Annotated in this window: 25 protein-coding genes, 1 tRNA gene and 1 other RNA gene; 15 read left to right on the top strand and 12 right to left on the bottom strand. The window is 49.3% G+C overall.

The window, feature by feature from the left end; genetic code table 11:
* Positions 1–72: 72 nt before the first annotated feature.
* From ELAC_RS06905 to ELAC_RS06895, 3 genes are all read left to right on the top strand, one after another.
* Positions 73–615: a hypothetical protein gene (locus tag ELAC_RS06905; protein ID WP_098038554.1), complete on the top strand. Its 543-nt coding sequence runs from the start codon at positions 73–75 to the stop codon at positions 613–615.
* A 429-nt stretch (positions 616–1044) separates the two neighbouring features.
* Positions 1045–1118, top strand: a tRNA-Val gene (locus ELAC_RS06900).
* A gap of 31 nt (positions 1119–1149) precedes the next feature.
* Positions 1150–2460: a hypothetical protein gene (locus ELAC_RS06895; RefSeq protein WP_098038553.1), complete on the top strand. Its 1311-nt coding sequence runs from the start codon at positions 1150–1152 to the stop codon at positions 2458–2460.
* Here the strand turns inward: ELAC_RS06895 and ELAC_RS06890 are convergent.
* On the bottom strand, positions 2457–2744 hold the full coding sequence (locus ELAC_RS06890) for a hypothetical protein (protein WP_098038552.1): 288 nt from the start codon (positions 2742–2744) through the stop codon (positions 2457–2459). The genes ELAC_RS06895 and ELAC_RS06890 overlap by 4 nt on opposite strands.
* Positions 2745–2778: 34 nt before the next feature.
* Here ELAC_RS06890 and infC point away from each other — a divergent pair, with 34 nt between their 5' ends.
* The 8 genes from infC to ELAC_RS06850 all read left to right on the top strand — a co-directional run bounded on the left by infC (position 2779) and on the right by ELAC_RS06850 (position 9385).
* Positions 2779–3285, top strand: a complete 507-nt coding sequence (gene infC, locus ELAC_RS06885) for a translation initiation factor IF-3 (protein ID WP_098038551.1) — start codon at positions 2779–2781, stop codon at positions 3283–3285.
* A gap of 62 nt (positions 3286–3347) precedes the next feature.
* A complete protein-coding gene (rpmI, locus tag ELAC_RS06880; protein WP_098038550.1) occupies positions 3348–3545 on the top strand; it encodes a 50S ribosomal protein L35 in 198 nt (65 codons plus the stop codon).
* Positions 3546–3583: 38 nt separating this feature from the next.
* Positions 3584–3940 (top strand): 50S ribosomal protein L20, encoded by a 357-nt coding sequence (gene rplT, locus ELAC_RS06875; protein ID WP_098038549.1) that lies wholly within the window; start codon positions 3584–3586, stop codon positions 3938–3940.
* 84 nt (positions 3941–4024) lie between these two features.
* Positions 4025–5053, top strand: a complete 1029-nt coding sequence (pheS, locus tag ELAC_RS06870; protein WP_098038548.1) for a phenylalanine--tRNA ligase subunit alpha — start codon at positions 4025–4027, stop codon at positions 5051–5053.
* Positions 5053–5961 carry an RluA family pseudouridine synthase gene (locus tag ELAC_RS06865; protein WP_098038547.1) on the top strand — a complete coding sequence of 303 codons (909 nt, stop codon included), beginning with the start codon at positions 5053–5055 and terminating at the stop codon, positions 5959–5961. Before pheS ends, ELAC_RS06865 begins: the two co-directional genes overlap by 1 nt.
* Positions 5937–7013: a glycosyltransferase family 9 protein gene (locus ELAC_RS06860; RefSeq protein ID WP_098038546.1), complete on the top strand. Its 1077-nt coding sequence runs from the start codon at positions 5937–5939 to the stop codon at positions 7011–7013. The genes ELAC_RS06865 and ELAC_RS06860 overlap by 25 nt, the downstream gene beginning before the upstream one ends.
* A 133-nt stretch (positions 7014–7146) precedes the next feature.
* On the top strand, positions 7147–8034 hold the full coding sequence (locus ELAC_RS06855) for an SDR family oxidoreductase (RefSeq protein WP_098038545.1): 888 nt from the start codon (positions 7147–7149) through the stop codon (positions 8032–8034).
* The gene (locus tag ELAC_RS06850) at positions 8018–9385 is read left to right on the top strand and encodes a protein kinase domain-containing protein (RefSeq protein WP_098038544.1); all 1368 of its coding nucleotides are present in this window, start codon (positions 8018–8020) and stop codon (positions 9383–9385) included. Before ELAC_RS06855 ends, ELAC_RS06850 begins: the two co-directional genes overlap by 17 nt.
* An 11-nt stretch (positions 9386–9396) precedes the next feature.
* Here ELAC_RS06850 and ELAC_RS06845 read toward each other — a convergent pair whose 3' ends face one another.
* Entirely contained in the window at positions 9397–10512 is a 1116-nt protein-coding gene (locus ELAC_RS06845; protein WP_098038543.1) for a phosphotransacetylase family protein, read from the bottom strand.
* Between the two features lie 274 nt (positions 10513–10786).
* Between ELAC_RS06845 and ELAC_RS06840 the strand changes: the two genes are divergently transcribed.
* Both ELAC_RS06840 and ELAC_RS06835 read left to right on the top strand, forming a co-directional pair.
* Positions 10787–11323, top strand: coding sequence for a hypothetical protein (locus ELAC_RS06840; protein WP_098038542.1), 537 nt, complete (start codon positions 10787–10789; stop codon positions 11321–11323).
* A gap of 99 nt (positions 11324–11422) precedes the next feature.
* On the top strand, positions 11423–11980 hold the full coding sequence (locus ELAC_RS06835) for a CT584 family type III secretion system tip protein (RefSeq protein ID WP_098038541.1): 558 nt from the start codon (positions 11423–11425) through the stop codon (positions 11978–11980).
* 39 nt (positions 11981–12019) lie between these two features.
* Here the strand turns inward: ELAC_RS06835 and ELAC_RS06830 are convergent, their stop codons facing one another.
* Together ELAC_RS06830 and ELAC_RS06825 are read right to left on the bottom strand one after the other, a co-directional pair.
* Positions 12020–12595, bottom strand: coding sequence for a hypothetical protein (locus tag ELAC_RS06830; RefSeq protein ID WP_098038540.1), 576 nt, complete (start codon positions 12593–12595; stop codon positions 12020–12022).
* Positions 12596–12940: 345 nt separating this feature from the next.
* Positions 12941–13405 carry an NUDIX domain-containing protein gene (locus ELAC_RS06825; protein ID WP_098038539.1) on the bottom strand — a complete coding sequence of 155 codons (465 nt, stop codon included), beginning with the start codon at positions 13403–13405 and terminating at the stop codon, positions 12941–12943.
* 111 nt (positions 13406–13516) lie between these two features.
* On the opposite strand from ELAC_RS06825, the gene ffs reads away from it, so the two are divergent.
* An RNA gene (gene ffs, locus ELAC_RS06820) (signal recognition particle sRNA small type) lies at positions 13517–13616 on the top strand.
* Positions 13617–13628: 12 nt separating this feature from the next.
* Here ffs and ELAC_RS06815 read toward each other — a convergent pair.
* Positions 13629–14585, bottom strand: coding sequence for a class I SAM-dependent methyltransferase (locus ELAC_RS06815; RefSeq protein ID WP_098038538.1), 957 nt, complete (start codon positions 14583–14585; stop codon positions 13629–13631).
* Positions 14582–16474 carry an asparagine synthetase B family protein gene (locus ELAC_RS06810; RefSeq protein WP_098038537.1) on the bottom strand — a complete coding sequence of 631 codons (1893 nt, stop codon included), beginning with the start codon at positions 16472–16474 and terminating at the stop codon, positions 14582–14584. Before ELAC_RS06810 ends, ELAC_RS06815 begins: the two co-directional genes overlap by 4 nt.
* A 79-nt stretch (positions 16475–16553) precedes the next feature.
* Here ELAC_RS06810 and ELAC_RS06805 point away from each other — a divergent pair, with 79 nt between their 5' ends.
* Positions 16554–17708, top strand: a complete 1155-nt coding sequence (locus ELAC_RS06805) for an N-acetylglucosamine-6-phosphate deacetylase (protein ID WP_098038536.1) — start codon at positions 16554–16556, stop codon at positions 17706–17708.
* Here the strand turns inward: ELAC_RS06805 and hutG are convergent.
* From hutG to hutH, 6 genes are all read right to left on the bottom strand, one after another.
* The gene (gene hutG, locus ELAC_RS06800) at positions 17674–18624 is read right to left on the bottom strand and encodes a formimidoylglutamase (RefSeq protein ID WP_098038535.1); all 951 of its coding nucleotides are present in this window, start codon (positions 18622–18624) and stop codon (positions 17674–17676) included. The genes ELAC_RS06805 and hutG overlap by 35 nt on opposite strands.
* A 116-nt stretch (positions 18625–18740) precedes the next feature.
* A complete protein-coding gene (locus ELAC_RS06795; RefSeq protein ID WP_098038534.1) occupies positions 18741–20450 on the bottom strand; it encodes a hypothetical protein in 1710 nt (569 codons plus the stop codon).
* A gap of 21 nt (positions 20451–20471) precedes the next feature.
* Positions 20472–21722 carry an imidazolonepropionase gene (hutI, locus tag ELAC_RS06790; RefSeq protein WP_098038533.1) on the bottom strand — a complete coding sequence of 417 codons (1251 nt, stop codon included), beginning with the start codon at positions 21720–21722 and terminating at the stop codon, positions 20472–20474.
* 10 nt (positions 21723–21732) lie between these two features.
* Positions 21733–23412 (bottom strand): urocanate hydratase, encoded by a 1680-nt coding sequence (gene hutU / locus ELAC_RS06785; protein ID WP_098038532.1) that lies wholly within the window; start codon positions 23410–23412, stop codon positions 21733–21735.
* 167 nt (positions 23413–23579) lie between these two features.
* On the bottom strand, positions 23580–23942 hold the full coding sequence (locus ELAC_RS06780; RefSeq protein WP_098038531.1) for a 4a-hydroxytetrahydrobiopterin dehydratase: 363 nt from the start codon (positions 23940–23942) through the stop codon (positions 23580–23582).
* Positions 23939–25447, bottom strand: coding sequence for a histidine ammonia-lyase (gene hutH / locus ELAC_RS06775; RefSeq protein WP_098038559.1), 1509 nt, complete (start codon positions 25445–25447; stop codon positions 23939–23941). The genes ELAC_RS06780 and hutH overlap by 4 nt, the downstream gene beginning before the upstream one ends.
* Positions 25448–25540 lie beyond the last annotated feature (93 nt).

The following is a 25540-nucleotide window of genomic DNA, read 5'->3' as shown; positions in this document are numbered from 1 at the left end:
TTCTAAAGGCTATCAAAGAGTTATAGAAGACATCGGTTTTGATATTTCAAATAAAAGAAATAGGGTTGGATTATGATTGGTTTTACATTTCTTCTTTTTTTAAATTTTTTTTCTCAAGAACCTGTTTATGAAACAATGTCAAAGGAGATAATAAAAAAATACTCTAAGGAAGTTTTGAAACCTAATGACTTGCCAATTTATGTGATGGGGGGAAGTTCTGATAAAGGAATTAATTCTATTACGCTTGGGGTTAACAAAAAAGGTCCCGGCACAATCAAAGAGGGGAGACGTCTGATAGTAAATTTGGTTAGTGAATTGATCGCGAGGTATAATAACAGCGAACAAATTCGTCCCTATCTTTTGAACTATCCTTTTGATGAAAATAATTTTGTATTTAAGGTCTCATACATCAATCCTCAAGGAGGGTTTTGGATCAAACAAGTGGACCGTAAGAATGATGAGCAGATCGCTTTAATTGGATTATATTATGGGACAATTCAATACTGCATCCACACAGGTGATGAGATTGCGCCTCTTCAAAAAGTACACCAAGAAACATTTGAAAATGCCGTTAGGATTGTCAAAGAGGATGACGAGCGAATCAAAAACAATTAACGGTTGCTTGGTTGTGTAATATAATCTATTAATTTTGAACTGGATACGGTGAAAATCTCGTTTTTGCGAAATGCCCTAGAAGGATTCTGCGACAAAACCTCGTAGGGCTATTCGATTGCAATTACCCTGTTTCTGCTCGGAGGAACGATGTGAAAATTTATCGTGTTATTAGCAGTGCAATTTATTGACCGATAGGCTGGTTAATGGTGAATTGCTTATCTCAAGTTTCCTGTTGTTCAAAGAGGAGGGAGGAGAGCGTTTATAAAGGATGTACGAGACAAAGATGGATTCGCCCGGGCCGAGGGGGCGCAAGCCCCTGTTAGTGAGAGCTAAACCAAGAGGAGGATAGGTCTTTATTTTGCGTCCTGTATTTTTCAGTTGAAAAAATGAAGTGTTATTGGCTAATATGTCACTTCATTTAACCAAAACGGGATATTAGCTCAGTTGGTTAGAGCGCCACGTTGACATCGTGGAGGTCAGCTGTTCGAGTCAGCTATATCCCAATTCAAATTAAGCCTTAGCGCTTTGCAGGTAATGCAAACCAACACCCCCGCAACCATCGCCTCCTTCCTTCTTGCTAAAGCAGTAAAAGATCTATTTCCCAAAATTCAAATGTCGGGGAGTTTTGCAGAAAATAACTGTTTTTCCCGCGATTTTTTAACTGAATTTGAGCTGGACGCTTCTGCTGTGCAGTTTGTCAACGATCGTATCCGCGACCTCATATCGGCCAATATCCCCCTGATTCATCACGAAATGCTTAGAGATGTAGCGGTTTCGATGTTCAAGTCCCATGGCGAATGGGAGATCATGCATGACCTGAAGCGGCTTGAGAAAAATGCTTTGGCGTCGCTGGTGCGGATCGACAATCTGGTGGTGCCCGGCGATCTTCGCGGTGAAGCGCGTTCCAAGGAGGCGGGCGCCGTCAAAATCCTGGCGGTTCATCAGGAAAAAACACTCATCGGGGGTAAGCCCTCATACCGCTGCCGCCTCTCAGGTGTGGCGGCCGAAGATCAGGCTTCTTTGAAATCTAAAGTAAAATCCCTCAAGAGCGCGGACGAAAAATCACATGAAAAGCTTGGGAAGGACCTGCAACTGTTTGAGTTCATCGGGAGTAGGCCAGTTTTTTTGACAAAAGGAGTCGCAGCTCTTCGGAAGTTAGAGGATTTAACAGCCAAAGCCTATGAAAGCGAGGGGATTAGCGTCATTCGAACTCCTGCAAACCCCTCTTCAGATCTTGAAAGTGAGAGGTTGTCTTGGCATGCCGAGTATTACCTTCAGTGTCAAAAGAGGGGAAGAGAGTATCGCGGTTCGGCGGAAATCGGTCTTAAAGTGCGCGCCCTAGATCCTCATCAGCGCCGAGGACTCTGGTATACCGACCAATTTTGGGCGGATACGGCCTATTTTTTTGTTCCGTCGCACTTAAGCGTTAAGACGGTTATTTCCTCCTTGCAATTCATCGAAAAAAACGCTAATATATCCGGAGTTGAGAGTCGCTGGCTTTCTCTCCATTCTGAGAATTTCGGTCTGGAGAAAAGCGATGTTTCTGCTGAGTGGGTGTCCTTAGAGGCATTGATCCAAAAAGAGACCCTCTCAACAAACCGCTCTCAAGGAAAAAAAACGGTTGCAAAGCGTTTTGCTCTGTTTTACCAGGACGCGCGCCAAGAGTTTTGGGAAGGTCCCTCGTTAGAGGTGGCATCAATCCCCGAACCGCTTTCGGTGAAGATTCGTAATGAATCCCACGAAAAAAGCGATATGGTCCTGGTTAAGGCAACGCTAAGTGGCTCGTTCGAAAGACTGATTGCATTCTGTCTTGAAAAGACAGGAGCACTTCCTCTGTCTCTTTAAAAGAAGCTGCAGAGCAGGTCAAACAGTTGACCCGCACAGCAGTAGAGAAAGAGTTTTGGTAGGAAGTTGCCGGCCACGGTCTTCGCCTGTCGATCGATGATGAGAGGCACGCTCAAGCGTCCGAAAGGATAGTGCATTAGGCAGTTCTTTTTATGGTCGCATCGATTGAAGAGGAAGAGAGAGGTTCTTTTTCTCTTAGATTGGGTTATGGTTAAAGAAAACCGGCCGATGGACAGGCAGGGTTTTTTGACGAGCTCGAAAATAAGATAGGTTATTCTATCCAAAGATCCTGCTTGAAACAGGGAGAGAAAAAAAAGTTTGAGAATTAACAATGAAATTCGCACGCCAAAAGTGCGGTTGATTGATGATAAAGGCGAACAAGTTGGAGTTGTCTTAATTCAAGAGGCAATCAGAATGGCCGAAGAGGTCGGACTGGATCTCGTAGAGATCGTCCCAACATCAACGCCTCCCGTATGCAAGATCATGAACTTCGGTAAGTTCCGATATGATCAGACTAAACGGGAAAAAGAAAACAAAAAAGCCCAACATCAGATCAAGGTTAAAGAAGTTAAATTCAAACCAAATATCGATGATCATGATTTGGAGACAAAGCTGAGGCAGGCAAAGGATTTTTTGCTTAAAGGCAATAAGGTCAAAATTACATTGGCCTTCAGAGGTAGGGAAATGATGCACCCTGAAGTCGGGAGAGCCCTGATGACCAAGGTGTGCGATGAACTTGCGGAAATCTCGATTGCTGAAGCTCCTCCTTCCATGATGGGCCGAATACTAAGTACTGTTTTGTCGCCGAAGGCTAAAAAGAAGTAGTCTTCAGGAATCAAAGTAGTAAAACGTTGGGCAGCAACGACTCAAGATGAAGAGAGGTTATCGTGCCAAAAATGAAGACTAAAAAGGCTGTTGCAGCCAGGTTCAGAGTGACCGGTACCGGGAAACTCAAAAGGGCGCGCCCAGGAAAGCGTCATATTTTAACAAAGAAGACGGCAAAGCGCAAAAGACAACTTCGCAGGCCAGGGCTAGTCAGTGACGCCCAGCTCAAGATGTATAAGCGCGCATTGTGCGTAAAATAAGAACGTAATGTATCAGTTAAAGATCATGGAGGAATGCGATGGTTAGAGTTACCAATGCTGTTGCAGCACATCGCCGAAAAAAACGCATTCTCAAGCAAGCAAAAGGATTTTGGGGAGACCGAAAAAACCACCTCAGGATCACAAAAGAAGCTGTAATGAGGGCTTTGGCCTACAGCTGGACGCATCGTAAGCAGAAGAAACGCAATTTCCGCAGCCTGTGGATCACGCGTCTTTCCGCTGCAGCGAAAATTCACGGCGTCTCCTACAGCAAGTTCATCCACGGCCTGAAAGTGGCAAAGTGCGAACTTGATAGGAAAGTGCTTGCTGACATGGCGATCCGCGATCCGGAAGGATTTGCCAAGGTTGTCGACATGTCGAAGAAAGCGCTTGCTTAAAGTGCGAATTTAATACTCTTTAGGGAGTCCCATCCGGACTCCCTTTTTTTTCATCTATATCCGCCCGTTTACAGGGAGTCTCAAGTGCTGGAATCGATCAAAGAGATAGAACTGAAATTTCACCAGGACATCAGCCACGCGGCAACTACTCAGGACCTGGAAGCTATCAAAGTTAAGTACCTGGGGAAGAAAGGACCGCTTCAAGATCTGATGAAAGAGCTGAAGGATGTCTCGCAAGAGCACAGGCCTGCCATGGGCAAGCTCATCAACGATCTCAAAGGTCAGCTTGAGAAAACTCTGAGCGAAGCTATAGACAATCTAATTGAGATTGAAGAGGATAGAGCGCTGAAGGCGGAAGCGATCGATGTCACGTTGCCCGGAAGGGCTAAAACACTCGGCAGACGCCACGTCATCTCGCATGCCCTTGAAGAAATTTTAGACATCTTGATCTCCATGGGATTTTCTGTCGAAGGCGGCCCGGAGATTGACACCGACTATTACAATTTTGAAGCTTTGAACTTTCCGCCGGAACATCCTGCGAGGGATCTGCAGGATACATTTTATATATCCTCCGACGTTCTCTTAAGAACCCACACGAGCAATATCCAGGCACGGGTCATGGAGAAGAGAAAGCCGCCCATCCGCATTATCGCGCCAGGGAAATGCTACCGCAACGAATCCGTCACCGCAAGGTCCCACGTCTTTTTCCATCAGGTTGAAGCGATTTACATCGACAAAAATGTCTCCTTCAGTGACCTGATCGCCACTTTAGAGCTTTTTATTCAGCGCCTCTTTCACAAAGAGATCAAAATGCGCTTCCGCCCAAGCTACTTCCCGTTTGTGGAACCAGGCTTGGAGCTCGATATTCACTGCCTTGCCTGCAATGGAGCGGGATGCCCCATCTGCAAGCACACCGGATGGCTTGAAATTGCAGGCGCCGGAATGGTACATCCCGAGGTGCTCATCAATGGGGGAATCGACCCTGAAGAGTACAGCGGTTTTGCCTGGGGTATGGGTATTGAGCGGCTTGTTATGCTGAAATACGGCATTCGCGATATCCGAATTTTTTCTGAAAACGACCAGCGCTTTTTAAACCAGTATTCGTCCCTTTGATGGAATCGTTGAAAGTGTCCGAGCAGCAGTTGCCCGCAACGCTGCAGAACTACTTGCAAAAGCACTTTCAGGGTGCTTTCAGCGTCCGTGAAATCAAAGCCGCCTTAGAGCTCAATCGCTGTACAGTCAATGGCGAAGTCGAGAGGTTTGGTTCGAGAAAGCTTGCCAGCGGGGACACCGTTACCATCATCCCTTTCAAAAAAGATGATGTCTCACCGATACGCCATCAGTTTGATTCTAACCGCGTCCTTTATGAAGACGCGCAGCTTATCGCCTATGATAAGCCGGCAGGCCTTTCTTCGATAGATCATGGTCTTTTTGAGCTGATCAAAGAGGTGAAGGGCGACCTCTACCCCCTGCATCGTCTGGATAAGGACACGACCGGAGTTTTACTCTTTGCCAAGACAAAAGCTGCTGAAGAGCTTCTATTGGATGCATTTCGTAAAAGACGCATCCGCAAGCGCTATCTGGCTCTTGTACGAGGCACTCTTAAGAAAGAGCGGGGGACAGTCTCCTCCAATCTCGGTAAAGTTAGCTCCTACCATGGGCAGACAATCATGGGATCTGTTTCAAAAGGAAAAGGCCAGCATGCCGAAACGGCCTGGCAGGTGCTTAAAGTGGGAAAAGGGGTCTCTTTGCTGCTGCTGGAGCCAAAAACGGGCAGGACCCACCAGATCAGAAGCCATATGGCCTCCCTTGGCCATCCGCTGATCGGAGACGTCCAGTATGGATGGAAAAGGCCGGAGGGGCTATGCCCTAAGCGCTTTTTGCTGCACGCCAGGTCTGTAAGTTTCCTGATGGAGGAAGGGGCCCCGCCAATCCATATCAAATCCCCAATCCCTCAAGATTTCGCAAATGCCCTCAATACATTTTTTGGAAAAGTATGGAAGGAAGAAAGAGGTATCTGATCGTCAAGACATCATCCCTCGGCGATATCGTCCAGGCGTTTGATGCAGCCTACTACCTCAAGGCAAGAGCCCCCGGTGCATCCATTCATTGGGTTGTGGAGGAGCGTTTTGCCGATGTGCTCCGCGCTTGTCCCATCATCGACCGGGTGATCGCTTTCGACTCCAAAAAGTGGCGCAAAAATATCTTTTGCCGGACAAACCGCGCCGAAGTCAGGGCTTTTTTAGAGCAGTTAACCCATGAGAGCTATGATGCCCTCTTCGATTTGCAGGGCAATATCAAGTCAGGCCTGATTACCTTCTTTTGCAAGACCAAATACAAAGTCGGGTTTGGCAAAAAGAGCGTTCCTGAGAGGGTGAATACTTTTTTTACCAATTTCCACACCGACCCGCCTCAGGGACAGAATGTGCGTGAGGATATGTTGTCGCTCATCAAAAGCTACTTTAATGACAAAAGACCCTTCTCCCTTCAGGGGTTGTCCCTCAAAGTGTCTAAAGCCGAGGTTGATAGGATCGAAGAGATGCTGAAGACGCTTCCCGCAGACGGCCCGCGCCTTTTAGTCTCTCCCTTTTCGAACTGGAAAAACAAGGAAGCCGATAGCAAAGAGTTGATCGCCTTCCTTCGTAAAATTCAGGGTCAATTTGCCTTTAATTTTCTTTTCCTTCAGGGCAACGAGGAGGAGCGCCTCAGAGCACTGGAGATGTCGTTTCAATTTCCTGGGGCATCAATCCTTGTGGATCGTTTAAGTCCGGAAGCGCTTCAATATCTATTCAGGAGAGTGGAGGCGGTGATCTCCATGGACTCGTTTCCTCTTCACCTTGCCGGAACGACGGAGACTCCCGTATTCTCGCTCTTCGGCCCGTCGCACGGGTTCAAATACGCCCCCCGCGGCGCCAATAAGACGTTTATTCAGGGCCCATGTCCTTATAATGAAAAGTTCGTCAAACGGTGTCCTAAGCTCAGAACTTGCAAGACCGGCGATTGCATCAAAAAATTGAAGGGAGACTTCCTGGCTTCCAAGTTCTCCAATTGGTGGCAGGGGATTCATTCCTGAAATAAATTATTTTAAGAAATTACCTTAGAACATAACCACGAACGTTTTATATCGAAAGCGGCTCAAAATTTTGAATTTTGAGCCGCTTTCGGTCTATGTAAGACATCTTAAGACATGTTCTGAGGAGCTGTTTATGCCCAAAATTCTGCTAAGTCTCTTAATTTCCGTCCTGTCGTTCGATCTCGCTGCAAAAGAGGTTGTTTTAGTTACCGGCGCCTCTAGAGGAATCGGGCATGCCATCGCCGAATATCTAGCTGAAGAGGGTTATAGGGTTTATGCGGGCGTGCGCAAAGCTTCGCCCACCCATTTGGCAGAAGCAGCCCTGCAAAAGCATTCGTCGAACTATTTCCCCATCGAACTTGACGTACAGGATGAAAATAGCGTCGCAAAGGCTATAGAACACGTTTTTATGAAAGAAGGTCGGCTCGACGTATTGGTTAACAATGCCGGGATTATGGTCTACGGTTCATTGGAGAACGTTACCGTCGAAGAGGTGGAAAAGGTCTTCGATGTTAATTTCTTGGGTCCTATCCGCATGGCGCAGGCAGTTCTCCCGATCATGCGAGGGCAGAAAAGTGGGAAAATCATCCAGATCAGCTCGCGTAGCGGTTTCCGCCCGCTCCCGTCACTGAGTGTCTACGCTGCTTCAAAATTTGCCTTAGAGGGTCTTTCAGAGACGATGGCGGCAACGCTGGCACCTTGGAATATTCATGTCTCTCTTGTAGAGCCGGGCCCGGTCAATACCGACTTGGACTTCCTCTCGCCCTACGGGTCGCGTCTTGCAAGGGACAACGATCCTTTTTACCCCATGTTTGAAGGGGCTGGGCTTTTAGATCCTGTTTCTCCCATCGTCCAGCAGCCAATGGAAATCGCACGTCTTGTGATGGAGATCATTGAGTCTGAAAAGCCGCACCTGCGCTATCAAACAACTCCTTTGATTGAAAGACAAGCCGCTTCAAGGTTTGTCGATCCCACTGGCGACAGCTCTTTGGCTGAATGGAAGAATGCGTTCAACTGGTAAGGGATTAAACCTATTATTGCTGCTCGGTGCTCTCTTAGGAATCGTTTTATGCGAGGCGGAAGAGTGGCAAAGGATCCCCTTTTTCGTTAGCGACTATTTTATCAGAAACGGGCTGAATAACTGGAATCTTAGCGAAGAGTCGCTTAGGACAAAACAAAGCGCCAGGCAGCTATCCAGGAAGAAGGAAGGCCTTCTCCTTCACCTCACACGGCGTGAGCTGGAAGGCATATTACAGCCCAGGGAAGGGCTCTCATTGGTTCCGAGTCAGGTCAATGTTTTGCTCGAGAATGGCAAGACAAGAGCGGCTCAGTCGGTCGATCTGCCTTCCAGACAAAGCCTCCAGGTGCGTACAGAGACTGCTGTAAGCAACATCATGAAGGTGTCTGCCAAGTACTCCCTGCGAAAGCATCAGGTTATGCAGGCAGTGCGGTTTATTGAAGAGGAGTTTTGTCTTTCCGTCTCTTCAGGCAATTATTATTGTCCTAAGGAAGTGACTGGACTGATGGGAGGTCTCGAGTATGATCCTGCTACAGGCTACTATTTTATTCATTTAGACTATCTCGTGGGGCAGGGGTGTTGTAAAATTGTCACTCTCTCCATCCTTTATGGTGTCAAATTTCCTGAGATGGTGGCAATGACTGTTCCAAGAGAAGGAATAGCGATGAATGAAGAGGTTGCGATCTTGAGACGCGTCCAGTCCGTCGACGGAGTATTGCGCCTGATTAGCGATCCAATGGGCGGCCGGCATAAAATGATCACGACTTTGTACGAAGGGGGGACCCTCGCGGAGGCGGGCAGAAAAATACATCTCTCCGCTAGGGAGATAGCGCTTTTTGCCAAGGACTTATTAGGGGTGCTTAAGGGGGTGCATCAAAGTGGAGTGGTGCATCTGGATATCCACCCCGGCAATCTGCTGCTAGAAAAAAGAGAGGGCGAGCAGCGGAGGCTCATCTTGATCGACTGGGGAATAGCTAGAGTGATTAACGAGAATAACTCCTACGACGTACAGTCAGATCTCTATTCAGCGGCAGTTGTGTTCTGTAGTCTTTTAAACCCTACGATACCCCTCGGAATTTTTCAGCAGAAGCTTGCCATGTTCAAGAAACTGGGCGAGCAAGTCGGTGAGGCTATGCCTTCAGGTAGCTTGCTTTTGGGAGAAATCTCCCATGAGCTGACTGAGAGAAAGTCTTGGCTGGATGAAGCTTATGCTCTCCGATCCCTCTCGTTTGAAGAGGGATTTGAAAGGATCCTTTTGCACATGCTCCATCCTGTGCAAGGAGAGTGCCATGACGCCTTGTATTGGAGCCTTGCGCTAGAGTCTCTTTGGGGAGATGTACCAGCACTGAAATAGCTTGCCTTCGTCTACACCGGCGACAAGCTGCGTCTGACCAGGCGCTCGATATCGACATGCTTCTCCACAAGGCCGATCACCTTTTCGATTTTTTCCTTATCTTCCAAGAGAAGTTTGGCGGTATAGGAAGTGATCAGTTGCATCGCATCGTAGCTGCAAAGAGGGGCGTAGAGAATGGGGATCGAGCATTTTTTTATTTCTTCAATGATGTGTTTGGAGGGTGCGTGTCTACCCGTCAGTATCATTCCGCCCTGGAAATCTGTTTTATGCTCTTTCAGTTCCGCCTTGTGGCGCATCAGAGTGATGGTGATGATGTCTTCCCTGCTTGCCGGAGTGATGATCAGCTCGTTTTCAATCATCTCTTCGCGGTAGGTGTCGGCGGAGCCTGCCATCAATCGCACGCTGGCGAAGTGGCGCATCCGGTGTTCTTGACCGGAGAGGAGAGTTGTCTTGAAGAGGGATTCAAAATCTTGAATCGTTGGCTTTGTCAGAAGCGGCTCGAAAGGAATGCAGCCTATCAAGGGGATATTGTGGCGCTTTAAAGCTTTCTCAAAGTAGTTTCTGATCTTCTCCATCTTCTCTTGGATGACCTTGTTGAGAATGACGCCATGGATGCGGAGGCCTGCCTCTTTGCAAAGAGCGATATTCAAGCTGAGTTCATCGAACGAAGAGCCAAGCCCTCCCGAGGCGATGATGACGATGTCGAGGTTGAGCTCTTTTGCAACCCGGGCGTTCGACAGTTCGATAATCGACCCAACGCCGATATGACCGGTCCCTTCAACCAAGGTGAATTCATGTTCTCCGGAGATGGTGTTGAAGCTTTTGATGATCGATTCCATCAGCTTTTTGTTGGAAATCTTACCATCGAGGTAGTCCTTGGTGAACCCTTGAGGGATGATAACAGGGCTCATATCTTTCCAATCGGAGCTCATGTGGAAAAGCTCCCGGAAAAGATAGACATCTTTGTCTACCGAAACCCCTTCCACAGGCACGTGTTGTTGCCCGACAGGCTTTATGAATCCGACGCTGTTGAAGCGCTTGCGGAGGGCAGCGTTCAGCCCCAGCGAGATAGTCGTTTTCCCTACATGCTGGCCTGTGGCTCCGATAAATAGTGCTTCGTGCTTCATCCAAGATCCTTTAATTACCGGAAATTTTATGAGGATAGATTTGAAAACATATATTTTTTAAATGCCCAAGATAACGGATAAATTGGACCAATCTCAACATGTTTTTTTTAACTTCGCAGGCAACCTCTTGCCGAAAATTTGCGTCGAAATGCGGTCAGGACAATCTCAAACCCGATGAAAAAAATTGCTGAGATAACTTCATTGACATTAACGAGTGCTATTGTAAATATTTAATGGTTTAATTTTTTAATGTTTTAATTTTTTTGATGTTTTTATGTCTTTTGCAATTTTTACTACACTACCTGGATCGGATGCCTATCCCGAATTTATTACTGTTGTCAATCCGGTCGGTTTAGGTGTAACTGTAGATACCCAACCAACGACATGGAACCGTCTGGGCTGGTGCCCTGTCATCAGCACTATCACCGGCATTGCCCGGGCCTTGCTCGGTATTGTCCACATGATCGCACACCTTGCCTGCGCCCTATTTAGCGCATCCTCGGCATACCATTTCACACAGGCGAGGCTGGCTGTATCAAATGTTTTTCGTGGAGTTGGAGAGGCATTGCCGCTGATTGGCAACTTGGCGTTCTTTGTAAAAGACATGATCACAGGGATTGACGAGAGTAAAAAAGGGCTAGAATATCTAGAAAGTCATCCTGAAGACAGAGGTAATGTCGTCTTGTTGGTGAGTGGGGAAGCCAAAGCAGTGAACACTAGAGAGGAATTTATCAATCAGCTGCTAACGGCGGGATTTTCTCCGGATAAACCACCCACTCTGTGGGATCACTTTACCCTTTTGCGGGCTTAAAAGTTCCCCTCTTTTTCATCTTGATCGGATAGGAAGGAAGGTCTATCGTGGATAAACCTGTCAAATACGATCCAAGGATCGACTACAAAAGGATAAATCATGAGCGAAGCAAGCAAAGGACCCCAGGCGGCCCTCTCTAGAGAGCAGACGGCCCATTTTAGAAACTATCTGAAAAGGCTCTTCGGATTGCCGGTTCAGAGAACAACCATCCGCGAGTTCCACTCCAACCTGGCCCGATTCGTCCAGGGCGATGAAAAGATGTTGAAAGCGATGATGGAAGCTTTCCTCTCGGGAACTCTTCCTGTCGACCTTCAGGCGAAAGAGCACTTACGCAATTTGGTCGAGGAATTCTCCCCGCAAGTGCGTCTTGCCAAAGATGTGCATGACCGCGGCGATTTCCTTAACTTCGTCACATCCGATCAGATCAGCTACGAAGACAGAATTGTGTTTAATCACTATATGCGCGCCGTCGACGGCACTGAGTCGCGCTTTGTAACGGATCTTCCGACACTGGTGCAGCTTATCCATCACCTTTCGCAAAGACTGTCCGATGCCTCTGATGCCGAGCTGTCACAAAAACCACTTGAGGATCTAAAGCCTCTGTTGAAGGACACGCTGGCAAAAATCACTCACACAATTGAGATGGCAAAAAAATAAGCCAAAAAAAAGGCCCGCTTTTCAGCGGGCCTTTTTCATTTAGTTGCTTTGTTTGTCTTTCGACATCACTCTTTGTACTATCCGGTCAAAATATTCAGTATCTTCAGCAGAGATGGGATCATCGTCTTGCTGAGTCTTTTTGTAACGGCTGAGTACCTTTTGGTGCTCTTGCTTGACCTTGTCAAGATTTTCTTTCACAGGAGCCTGCTGAGAAGGCGCTGTGGGTGTGACTTTTCCCGAGGCAGGTTGGCCTTCGGACGCCGGTGTTTGAGAGGATGCAGGGCTGGGGGCCTGATGATCGGGGTATGTGTCCTCATAGTAGGGCACGTCTTTCGAGTTGATAGGCTCTTGTCTCAGATATCTCGGTGTGGGCACATCTTCGATGCTTGTGTCCGGATAGGGAGAGCTGTTGCAAGAGGGCGCTGGGCAGCAAACCGGTTCCGGATTGCAAGCCGGCTCTTCGTAGCAGGTGGTTTCTTCGTAGCAGACAGGGTGGCATGACTTTTTCCAGAACGGTTTCCAGTTGCACGGATTGTAGCAGGATGAGGAGCTGCATGATGTCAAAAACAACGTTGAGGAAATAAGTGATAAGGCGGCGAGCTTATAGTTCTTCATATGGTTTTCCTTCAGTTTCATACAAGATCGGTCAATAACCGGACGATAGCTTAAGCTACAAGAAAATGCAAGTGCCTTAAAAAAGCTTTAGAAGAGAAGATGTTGCCGGCCTGTCTGAAACAAACACTTATACCGAAAGTGTCTCAAAAATTGGGATTTTGGCTTTGAGAGAAAGCCTCGGGATTGAAAGATTACAAGTCACCTAATATTAGAAATATGAGGTGACTTGTAATCTTTCAATCGCGAGAGCTTTCTCTTTGCCAAAAACCAATTTTTGAGACATTTTCGGTATATACCTAAAGCTTATCAAAATTTGACAGCCCGGCCATACGACCGGAGAGTCTCTTAAGTGGCAAGTAAAGTGGCGATCAGATTTTTGGCGATCGTTTTTGTTTCATTAAAAATCTCATTTTCAGGAATTTGATCTAGTTCATCTTCTGAGAACCAGCGGAGAGCGTCCGATTCTTGACGGTTGACGGTTAGCGTGCCGCCAATGGGTCTGGCAAGGAAGATGAAATCAATATGCTGATGCTGCGGCTCCTCGTGGTGGGCGGGGATCTCCTCGAGCAGAATATGCCGTGGTTTCGGCACTATCCGTGCGTTCCTTTCCCTGATCGAAAGATCATCGGAGATAATTTCGATCTCAATTCCTGTTTCTTCAAGAGTCTCTCGTTGCGCTCCCTCATGAGGCAGCTCGTTTTCATCAAGGTGGCCTCCGGGCGGCAGCCATTTTTTCAGCTTTTTATGCATTAAAAGGAGAACCTTTTGATTCTCGACGACGTAGGCACTGGCGACAAACTGGCGCTTCATACTGTGATCCCATTTTGATAAATTTTGAGACATTTTCGGCATAAAAGTTGCCATGTTAGCCAGTAAAAAGATTGAAGGTAACTAAAAAAAAAGGTACAATACTACCCATGAGTCGGGGACCTCATAAAACCGGGCGGTCCGAACTAGGTCAGGACAGGAATGTAGCAGCCTTAAGGTCAGAGCCCGGTGTTATGAGAACATCTCCGGCTCTTTTCTTTTTAAATCACTCCCAAATCTGCTTTTTAGTCTTGCGCTCAGGAAGTGGTGCTTTCCCTTGTAAATCAGGTACTAATGATTTTCTGATACCGCTCACGATGACGTGGGTGATGGCAGAGTCGCCTTTCAAAGATTTCGATATCCTCTCTAGCAGTTGAAGAATGGTGAGGCTATTGCCTGTCTTTGTTTGAAGCCACGAGGTGAGGGGGGCGATATAGCCGAATAGAGCGCCGGAAACTCTTTTGCTGCAGAGGCGAAACCAGGCTTTGCGCAGGCCGCTTCTCTCTTCCAGCATACGGGCTAACAAGACAGGATCGTGGCTTGCCCTGTGAAAGCGGGCGGGAGCTTTTAAAAAATCGGCAAGCTTGATGGAAAAATAGTGATAGCTTAATGCACATCCCGTCAGTTCGAGCTCTGTCTTAGCCAGGCTGAAAAAGAGATCCAGAGCATTTTCAGAGCGGAAGTCAATTGGGGTTGAAATGAGGGCTACACCCTCTTTTTTCAGGAGGCGGGCGACTTCCATGAAGAACAGGCGGTAGTCCTTCTCCGGCATCTCGGCGATTAGGTCGAGCGCTGCGACAATCTCATAGGAGCTGTCATCGAGGAGGGTAGCCGGCACAAAATCTTGAACAAGCCGAATGTTTTGATGAAGCGGTTTAATCTTCTGCAGGGCATTCATGGCAATATCGACCGCGTCAACTATTGCGCCCCTCTCTTCAAGCCAAAGAGAAAACAGGCCGGCGCCGGCACCGAGGTCACACGCTTTTTTTCCTGACGGATTGATGGAAAGCAGCATAAGTTCTCCACTTCTGCGGATGCGCTCCTTTTCCATGGCGACGTCTGTGCACTCCTCCTTTTGCATCCATCGTCTCTCGTGGATTGCCCGTGCCTTATCCCTGGGGTTCTCCCTCTCTCTGCCGGCCTTTTCCTTTGGTGCGGAGGTTTCGATTACGTTCAGCTTCATTTCGTCTCTCCGATAAGCTCTCGCAGCTCATGCTTGGAATTTTCCCTGTCCAGGGGATTGTTGATAAATAGCTGAAACCACACCTCCAGCACTAATAGAGCGTAGAGTTTTGGGAAATTTTGCTCTCGCGACAGAGGCGTGCTCAGTGTTTCGGCGAGCCACTCCTTGTCTATGATGCCATTTTCGATAAGAGCGCCATTTTCGAGTAAAAGGAACGCCCCGCCCATGGCAGAGGTGTTTGTGCACCCGGCCAAGAAGGATCTGCGCACTTTTTTGGGGCGGTTATAATAAGCCGGAGGCAGTGTCCCTTTCAGAAGCTGCTTTAAGAAAAAGGCGGCATCGGACTCTTTGAACTCTTCCGGTTCGGGTATCGACGCTGCAAACTCGACTAAAGACTGATCCAGGAACGGCGTTTCGAAGCGGACGCCCCTTTCTGTGAGCAGGTGCTCGTACTGCAGGATATAGCAGTCGGCAAGCCGTGTCTTGACGTCGAAGTACAGAAAGGAGGAGACCATCGATTTGATGCGGCCTAAATGATGGAATTTATGTAAAAAGACCTCCACGTCGAATAGTCCGGCGATACGGGGAGCGGCTTTTTTGAGTGCCTCTTCTCCGAAGAGGGCGTTTTGTTTCAGGTATTCATACTGCCAGGGATCGCTGCGCGACTCTTTGACAAGCCAAAGGGCCAGCGGGCGTGAGATGTTGGCGAGCGTTGGGGCCAAAGCTCTAGATACATAAGGAATAGGTGCATGAATGAAGCGTTTGAGGGCGCTTGGTTTGGATTTTTCTAAAGAATACCGCGTGTGTCCCGCAAAAAGTTCGTCGCTTCCCATCCCTGTAAAGAGAATGGAGGAGTATTTCGAAACAAGGAGAGCGAGGCGCTTTGTCGCGATCGCATTGGGATCGGCGATAGGCTCGTCAAGTTCCCAGATCAGCTCAGCGAACCCGTTTAGAATCTCATCTTTCGAGATCATCTCCACTTTGTGTTCGATTCCAAGTTCGTCAGCAGCCAGCTTTGCCGCTTGAATGTCCTCTTCATTTTCTCCGCTAAAGCCTACGCTGCACGAAATAAGGCGCTCTTTTGCCTCCTCTGATACGGCGACAGTGGTGAGAGCCGAACCAAATCCCCCCGCCAGATAGCAGGTGAGAGGGCTTTTGTCATCGGGTATTCTTTTGGCCACAGCCCTCTCAAGTTCACTCTTGATATCCTGAACAATCAGGTTCGGGTGTTTAGGTGTTGTTTTTTCAAAAAATGAGCTGTAGGACCAGTAAGAATCTATCGAGAGGGAGTTGTTAAAGTGGTAGACGAGGTAGTGGCTGGGCAGAAGTTTGGTGATTTCCTGGATGGGTGTTAAATCCTGCGGGAAATAGCCGAATTGCAGATAGGAAGCTATCGAGTCAAGGGCAGGTGTCAGAGGGATCAATCCCGTGGCGAGAAGGCTCTTTATTCTGGAGGCAAAAATAAAATGGCGGTTGCCATAATACCAGTAGAGCGACTTTTTCCCGATGCGGTCCCTTGCCAGAATCAGCTTCTTTTTTTCCAGGTCGAGGATGGAGAGCGCGAAATCTCCGTCGATTTTCTTTAAAAAGTCGATACCCCAAAGTTCATAGGCCTCAAGTAGGGCGGATCCCAAAGAGTAAGGGGAGGTAAAACCGTGATGCGCCAGTTCTTTGAACAGGTGCTTGGGGTTATAGAGGATGCCGTCAAGCGTCAGGTAGATCGTTCTTTTGGAGTTTGTGCAAGGAGGGTTGCCTAAACTTCCGAGCTGGATGTTGGAGAAGGTGAGGCTATGACAAGCCTTTTCCCTGCCCATGATTTCGAGCATCGGAACAATCAATTTCTCAGTCTGAAAAATATCAGGGTAGGCGATCCCGGCGATGCCGCTCATCTAAAACACGTTCTCCTTTGACACCATTGACTCCCCATTTATAATCGGAAAATGGAAAATTGCAAAGCAGGGGTTCACTGTGCCGGGCATTTTACGGATAAAAAATGGATATCTGCTGAAGGATAAGAAGTTTAGGAAAGAAGATCTCTATGTCGATCAAGGCAGAGGAGTCATTATTCCCAAGGCAGTAAGGGTAGAAGAGGAGATCGATGCCCGCGGGCTTTTCCTCTCTCCAGGGCTGATCGACCTGCAGCTCAATGGTGTGAGGGGGGTGGATTTTTCGGTGGATCCGGCCGGGTTATTGAAAGCCTCTGATTACCTGCCGCTTGAAGGGGTTACCGCGTTCATGCCGACCGTGATTACCTTGCCAATCGCGAAGTACCCCTCTTTGCTTTCCGATTACGATGAAGTGCTCAAGAACAGGAGATTTCTCGGTGCAGAGCCGCTTGGAATTCATCTGGAGGGCCCCTTTTTCAATCCCGGGAAAAGGGGAGCTCACGCCGAAGAAAACGTGATCACCTCCTTTGACAGGGAAAGAGGGCTTGAAGGATATTTTGGAAGCTTGTCTTCCATTAAGATGGCGACATTGGCTCCCGAAGTCGGTCATGGGATTGAGCTTGTGGAACTATTTACAAAGGCTAATGTCCGTGTCTTCTTGGGCCACACCGAATCGGCAGCTCATTTAGCGCTCGAGGCCAGAAAGAGGGGGGCGGTGGGCATCACCCACCTCTTCAACGCCATGCCTTCCTTCCATCACCGCGAAGGGGGGCTGATAGGGCTCTGTCTCCTTAAAAGACACTTCTACTACTCTTTGATTGCCGATGGCAAACATCTCTCTGAAGAAGCGCTCTCCTTGGCCTGGAGTTTAAATCCCGAGGGTCTTTTTTTAGTTTCGGATGCCTGTGCGCTTTTGGGTACGGATAGTGACGAGGCGACTCTCGGCGGGGAGCCGGTGCTGAGGAAAGGGGGAGTGCCGGCACGGCCCGATGGAAGACTCGCCAGTGGAGCCTTGGGGCTCTCGGGGGCTGTTCAAAGGCTGTGGGGAGCCAGCGGTTGCTCTCGCGAAGAGGCCTTGCTGGCAGCCACAGAAAAGCCAGCCCGAATCATCGGCGAATTCCCCAGAAGGGGCTCTCTTGAAGAGGGGGCCATTGCCGACATCGCTCTTTTCGATGACAACCTCGTGCTCAAAGGTTGCTTTGTCAAGGGTGCAATGAAGTTAGCAGTTCCATCGTGATTAACGCCGCCAGCTTGGCCGTCTTGTCATCGACATCGTATTGAGGGTTTAGCTCGGCGATATTGAACGTCTTGACTTTTCCGCTCCGCGCGATGCTCCTGAGCAGGCGCACAGCCTCCAATGGGGCAATTCCGAGAGGGGAAGGAGCGCTCACTCCCGGGGCGTATGCAGGCGAAAAGACATCAAGGCAGATCGTGAGGTAAATGAGATCACACTCACTCATGAACGCTGTCAGTCGTTGCTGGGCTTCCGGAAAGTTCCAGGTGATCTCTTCTGCCAATACAGCCTCGCCGCCAAACTCTTTGAGTCTCCTCCACAAATCGACGGTATTGCCGAAGCGTTGCGCTCCAAGGCAGAGGTAGTGAAACGGCAGTTTATTTTTGGTGCGCTCGTGGTAGATCTGATAAAAAGAGCTGCCTGACGTTGCGAGCTTGCCGTCGAGAGGCGCACGGATATCGAGATGGGCATCGAAATTGATGATGCCGATGGCGCTCTCTTTGTGGGTGTTGGCAAGAGCTCTATAGTGGGGCAGGGCAATTTCGTGGCCGCCGCCGACAGCGAAGGGAAAGCAGTCGTCTTTGAAAAGCTGTTCGCATTGCTTTTGAAAATAGGTCTGCGCCGCCTCCAGGTCTTGTTCCGGACAGGAGATATCCCCGCAATCGAGTAATGAAAACCCCTCTTTTAAAACCGGGAGATTGGCAAGAGCTTTTCTGAAGGCGGGAGGCCCTTTTGCCGCTCCTATTCTACCCTGATTGCGCCTAACGCCTTCATCGACGGCAAACCCCAAAAGAGCATAGGCTCCCGATGGGTTAAGCGGTGTTTCAGGATTTTGCGTTTCCGTGAACTGATGGACCCGAAGAGGCGCTCCGTCGTCGCGTCCGGTCCAGTCCTTTTTTTGAAAGAACGTGTGTTTCATAACTTTTTTTCCTTTATCTACCGAAAGTGTCTCAAAAATTGGTTTTTGGCAAAGAGAAAGCTCTCATGCCAATTTTTGAGATACTTTCGGTATAAGAGCCTGTCTTAAAACTCAAATCATACGGTTTCAGCTCTAAGACGCAGGCCTTGGTTGAGTCCCCTTAGTAAATAGACAATCAGAAGGCGGACGAGAAGGGGTCTGTGGACTAAGTCCACCACAGCTCTCCCCAATTCATCGGTGAAACTCTCAATCGAGGTAAGGGCCATGGCAATCGAAAAGGCAGGCCCTTCCGTCATCTCCTTGATTTTAGCCCGAATTAGAAGGCCAAGCTCCTCACGCAGTTTCTCCTCTTCAATCTTTTGCTCCTTTATCTCCTGCCTGAAGTAGTGCAGGCAAATGGGCTTCTCTTTGTCGAACAAGAGATGGTTTAAAACAAGGATGGGAAGAATCATCGCATCGCTGCTGTAAATAACACGGATCTTCAATTGAATCATGGCGGCGATCCGCTCTTTGAACGACATGGCGATTTTCTGGACGGCGCTTAAGCCTTTGGAGGCGTGTCCCAGCCTCATGATTTCGTTTGAAAAGTTTTCAATTTCGACGGCTAGCCGTTTATCGAACTCATCATTGCCTTTGCCGAACGCTTTTTCGTTTACACCCTCGAGTTCAGGATCAATCTGCAGGCTGTCGCCGGTTAAAAAGCGCTTGATCGCGAAAGTGAATACATCCTCGGAGAGAAAACGGTTCAAAACAGGAAGAAGGTGGCCGGCCGTCATGGAAATGATTAGGCGCAGGATGGCTGGATTGGAAGATTGCTTAGTCTCCTTTGGCAGGGACAAAAATAGGGTGTCTTCCAATAAAGTGCCGATCAGATGCATCAATCCTGTTTTGGACGACTCCAGTTTCTGAAACATCTCTTCTTTCAGTCGATTTTCTTTCAGCCAGTTGAGGAGGAGGAGCTCTTTTTCTTGAGGCATAGCTTTTTCAAATTCAGCACTTAAGCCCTGGTAATGGGAGAGGGCATCGTTGTAGTCGTGCAGAAAAAGGACCGCTTCCTTAAACAGGCCTATAACGATTGCCATCTCGTCTTTTCCGAAGGCTGCCGGCCACGAAAAGAAAAGGTGGGGGATCACTTCCGGAAACAGGCTTTCGAAATTCTTGAGAAGGTACTTGGAGAGATCGACACCCTGATCGTTGTCTCCTTTAGGGAAAAAATAGGGGTAGTATTCTTTGATAAACCGGGTGAAGAACCCCGAAATGACCGCCACGATTTTTCGTTTTCTTTCGATCGCTCTTGCTGTAATGGGATCTTGGGAAAGTGTGGATTTAATCAGGTCGAACTCCTGGTCGATCTTTTCAAAAAGAGCCTCTTCTTCATAGGTGGCAGCTTTTAGGGCGGCCTCCCGCATTTTGTCGTCGGAAGAGAGCGTTTTGATTGTCAGGGGTTCGTCGAATACTTTTCCGGGCAAACTCTTGCCATAGAGGCGTCCCACAAATATTTCAACCATTCTGTCATGCAGCTTTCTGGAAAGGGGGTTCTCAGTGATTCGGCTCATGAACTCCTGGTCCCGCGATTTTTCTTCGATGATGACTTTCATCTCAAACAGGATGAATTTTGCCTCATCGGGCAGGTGTGAAAAGCGCTGTACTGCCAATTCGCCGATCGTGAGTGCTTCTTCGATCTTTTCTTTATATTCGTTGGTTTGAATCAGGATGTGAACCGGGCCTTTGAGAACTTGCGTGGTGCGCACAATTTCCTTAAGGGCGGGGATCTTGTAGTCGTCGATGAAAATGATGGGGCTTTTTAAGGTGACCTGTGGATCCATCGGCTTTTCGCGCCTTCGTCTTTATGGATCGGAGAAGAGGTAGGGGACGCCGCCGATGACGGTAGCGGAGGGCTTGAGGGCGCCTTGCCGGTAGATGATGTCGCGGTGGTCATTTGCCTGATAGACAACAAAATCGGCCGCCCATGTAGGCTTCAGGATGCCTCTCTTGGCGACCTTGAGTGCTGAAGCTGCCCTGTAGGTGATGGCGGCTAAAGTTTCGGCCACGGTCAGTTTTTCAAAGACAGCCAAGATCGACGCCTGCGTTACAAGGTCGCCAGAAGGAGCGGAACCCGGGTTCCAGTCCGAGGCTATAACCAGAGGGAGATCCAGATCCAGCATTTTCCTTGCTCTCGCAAAGGGCATGCCGAGGCCAAGTGAGGCTCCGGGAAGAACGATGGGGTAAGTGCCGCTTCTCTTTAGAGCCAGCAAGTCTTCTTCTTCGCTTGCTTCCAAATGATCGGCGGAAAGGGCTCGCAGATTGGCAGCAACGAGGGCTCCCCCCCTTGAGAATTGGTCGGCGTGACAGGTGAGGGTAAACCCTTGAGCTTTTGCCTCAAAAAGAAAATAGGACGCTTCTTTAACGGTAAAGGCGCAGTCATCGCAAAAGATGTCCACCCTTTCGGTGAGGTTGCCGTCCTTGACCTTCGGGAAGAGCTCATCCACGATCCATTCAAGATAGGCTCCTCTTAAGTCGAATTCGGGCGGCAGCGTATGGGCGGCGAGAAGTGTGGGTATCAGCTTTATGGGTTGCAGCGATTTTGCCTCGTTGATGACAGAGAGCATTTTCAGCTCCGTTGCCTCGTCCAGTCCGTACCCGCTCTTGATCTCCGCTGTGCCGATGCCATCTCTCAGCTTTTGCTGAAGCCGCTCCAGCAGAAGTTTCATCAGTTCCTCTTTGGAAGCCTGACGCGTGGCTTTAACACTCCTCAGGATGCCTCCGCCTTCCCTGGCGATTTCAGAATAGGTTTTCCCCTGCAGACGCATCATAAAATCCTGAGACCTGCTGCCGGCAAAGCACATGTGGGTGTGGGCATCGATATAGGCGGGCAAGGCGACCGTTTTGCTCTTGAAAGAGTAGGAGGATGCCGCATGGAGTGCCAAGTCGCTGTAGAGCCCTGCTTTGACCACCTTTCCATTGCTGACGAGTAGACCGCCCTCTTTGATGATGGGAAGGTTGCTGTCTTTGATAGGGCCGGATGCGGGGAGCCCATCCATGGTGAGAAGCTCTTCAAACGGTCCAAAGAGAACGGGAGAATTTTGCTTGTTTGTCATGATGATATGATCAGCTTAGGTTGAGCCCGGAAGATTGAGCGATTTTTTGTGCCTCTTGATATCCGGCATCCGCATGGCGGATGACGCCAAGCGCCGGATCGGCATGCAGCACTCTTCTGAGGCAATTTTCTTGTCTTTCTGTACCGTCGGCCAAGACGACCATGCCTGCGTGCTGGGAGTAGCCCATGCCTACACCTCCGCCGTGGTGAAAAGAGACCCAGGTAGCGCCTCCTGCTGTATTTGCCATCAAATTAAGTAGGGGCCAATCCGATACGGCATCTGATCCGTCGAGCATTCCTTCCGTTTCCCGGTTAGGAGAGGCAACAGAGCCGGCATCAAGATGGTCGCGGCCTATCACGACGGGTGCTTTCAACTTGCCTTGCCTGACTAAATCGTTGAATAAAAGACCCGCTTTCACTCTTTCGCCGAGCCCAAGCCATAGGATGCGGGCTGGCAAGCCCTGAAAGGCGACCTTTTCTCTTGCTCCTCGAATCCAGGCGCTGATGTGTTGATTGCCTTCAAATGCCTGTAAAATGGCCTCTTCGCAGATGCGGATATCTTCCGGATCCCCGGAGAGGGCCGCCCAGCGGAAGGGGCCTTTGCCTTCGCAAAAGAGGGGGCGAATGTATTCAGGAACAAAGCCTGGTATGGAAAAGGCCTTCTTTTCGCCTCCTTCCTCAGCAAACGCGCGCAAGTTGTTGCCATAGTCGAAAACGTGAGTCCCTCGTCTCTTTAGCTCAAGGAGGAAGCCGACATGCGCGGCCATGCTTTGTATAGAACGTTCCCGGTAGAGGGCCGGGTTTTCTTTGCGAAGGCGCGATGCAGCCTCCAGAGTCAAACCGCGCGGAATATATCCATTCAGAGGGTCGTGCGCCGACGTCTGGTCGGTCGCGGCATCGGGAATCCAATGATCATTGGTGATTTTCTCCAGCAGCTCGCCGATATCCATCGTGATTCCAATGGAGAGGGGGCGTCTCTCCTCCTTTGCTTTGAAAGCAAGTGCTTTGGCCTCCTCATAGCTGCCGGCATGGATGTCGAGGTATCTGGTATTGATCCTCTTTTCAATCCTTTGGGGGTCTACATCCGCCGCGAGGATAACCCCTTGGTTCATGGTGACTGCCAGCGGCTGCGCGCCGCCCATGCCGCCAAGACCTGCGGTCACGACGATCTTACCGGCAAGGCTCCCGCCGAAATGCTTTCTTGCCAAAGAGGCGAAAGTTTCATAGGTTCCTTGCAGTATTCCTTGAGTCCCAATGTATATCCAGCTTCCCGCAGTCATCTGTCCATACATCATGAGCCCTTTTTCTTTCAGATGGAAGAAATGGTCCCAATTCGCCCATTTGGGAACTAAGTTGCTATTGGCAATCAAAACCCTGGGAGCTTCCGGATGCGTCTTAAGTCTTGCTACTGCTTTTCCCGACTGGATGAGGAGGCTTTCGTCTTCCCGTAGCGTCAGAAGGTTCGTGATGATGACTCTCAAGGCCTCCTCGCTTCGGGCTGCCTGTCCTAAGCCGCCATAGACAATCAGTTTGTCTGGATCTTCAGCGACATCGGCATCGAGATTATTCAGGAGCATGCGCAGGGGCGCTTCGGTCTGCCAGCTCAGGGCATTGAGTTTGCTGCCGGTGGGAGCACGGTATCGGGGGTGGCTGGCGTACTCACGCAAGAAGGCTTGGATGTGATTTGACATTGTGATCCTTATTGAGCTCAAAGTTGGATGCTATACCGAAAGTGTTTCAAAATTTAGTTTTTGGCAAAGAAAAGGCTCCCATGTCAAATTTTTGAAACACGTGCGTTATATTTCAACATCGAAGCTTCGATGCCGCTCCAATGGGATAAAACTTATCAAGCAGAGCACTAACTACCTTTGGAGGAGTTATCGAAGGCTTTGTCGTATTTGGCAGCTAAGATGAAGTCGCTTTCGGTGAGACCGTTGATTTTATGTGTCCACAGTGTGACGGCTACTTTTCCCCAAGATAAATAGATATCGGGATGGTGGCCTTCCCCTTCGGCAATTTCACTGATGCGGTCGACAAAACGCCAGGCTTCTTTAAAGTCGCGGAAATGCCACTCCTTGTGGAGATGCTGTTCTGTGTCCGCTTTCCATCCGGGGGAAAGCTCTTTGATCAGCTCGTGGACTCTATGTCCCTCCAGCGGTGGGACGCCGCCCTGGCAGGGAACGCATTTTTTTTCATGGAGCGGGCAGTGTTTTTCTTTCATACAAACTCCTTGGTCATCTCTTCGATGATGCAGTTGGATTCGTTAATATCAAGAGAAACGATACGGTCTTCATTTAGCGGGGGGACCTTTTGCCTGAGCCGCTTGTACGTTGCCGACGTTCCTTTGCCGAGCTTTTTCGAAATGCCGCGGAGATCTGCCGCTTGTGCTGCCGCGATTAGTTCCACTGCCAGAACCGCTTTGACATTTTTGACGATATTTTTCAGTTTCAGAGCTGCTGTCATTCCCATTGAGACGTGGTCTTCGATGCCGGCATTTCCGGGGATGGAGTCGACAGACGCTGGGTGTGCAAGTACTTTGTTTTCAGCAACTAAACTGGCTGCAAGATATTGAGCCGCCATATAGCCAGACTCAAGTCCGGGGTTTTTGGCCAAAAAGGCGTTAAGGCCGCTCATCTGAGGGTTCAAGAGCAGGTCCAGCCGCCTCTCGGAGATATTGGCGATTTCCGCGATGGCAAGGGCTGCCGTATCGAAAGCGAGGGCAAGGGGTTCACCGTGGAAATTCCCTCCGCTCAGCACTCTTTCCTCTTCGGCAAAGACAAGGGGGTTGTCCGTTGCTGCCGAGAGCTCTCTTTCAACGACCTTGAGAGCAAACGACAGAAAATCGAGGGAGGCGCCATGTACCTGGGGAGCGCAGCGGAGGGAGTAGGGGTCTTGGACAAAGCGATGTTTGATGGATTTGTCCATTAGATACGAGCCGCGCAACTCCTCAAGGATCGCTTGGGCGGCGCTGATTTGACCCGGCTGATTTCTTTCCTTGTGGATAAAAGGATGCAGCGCTTCGACGTTGCCTTCGAAACCCTCAAAAGTCAGCGCGGCAATTTTGCTTGCGACATGGGCAAGGGACTTAGCAAGAATTGCGGCCATTCCCCCGACCGCGATCATCACCTGCGTGCCGTTGATCAAACCCAGTCCCTCTTTTTCCTGTAAGACGACAGGCTTCAGCCCTGCTTTTTTAAGGGCTTCCCCGGCCGGAACAATCTTTCCCCTGTAATAGGCCTCGCCTTCCCCAATCAGCGGAAGGGCTAGGTGCGAGAGGGGCGCCAAGTCTCCGCTGGCTCCGACGGAGCCTCTCGATGGAATGCATGGAATCACATCCCTCTGAATCAGGGTGGCAAACGCTTGACAAAGAGAAGGGGTTGAGCCGGTGCGGCCTTTGAGCAGCACGTTTAGACGCAGGATCGCTGCAAGGCGACACTCTTGCCTGCTTAATGGCTCGCCAAATCCGGCGGCATGGCTGCGGATGATGTTCAGTTGCAATTTCTTTTGTTGGGAGGGAGGTATTGCTTCTTTGGCAAGCAGGCCAAAGCCGGTATTGACGCCGTAGCAGGGCTTTCCCTTTTTAGCGATTTTTTCAACGAGAACTCGGGCGGAATTGACTTTCTCCAAAGCCTGTTCGCAAAGGGAGAAAGGCGCCCCTTCAGCGAGAGGAATGAGGTCGTTAAGCGTTAAAGCGGAGCCTGAAAGAAGAATTGCTTTTTTTGGCATGCTGAAACCCGTTGATGGTTTTTCGAGCATGATAGGGGAGCGGGTGTAAAGTGCAAGAAAAAAAACGGGCTCCTCGCGGAACCCGTTTTTCAA

This window comes from Estrella lausannensis (assembly GCF_900000175.1).
Lineage (GTDB): Bacteria > Chlamydiota > Chlamydiia > Chlamydiales > Criblamydiaceae > Estrella > Estrella lausannensis.
This window is presented reverse-complemented; position numbering and strand designations above follow the sequence as displayed.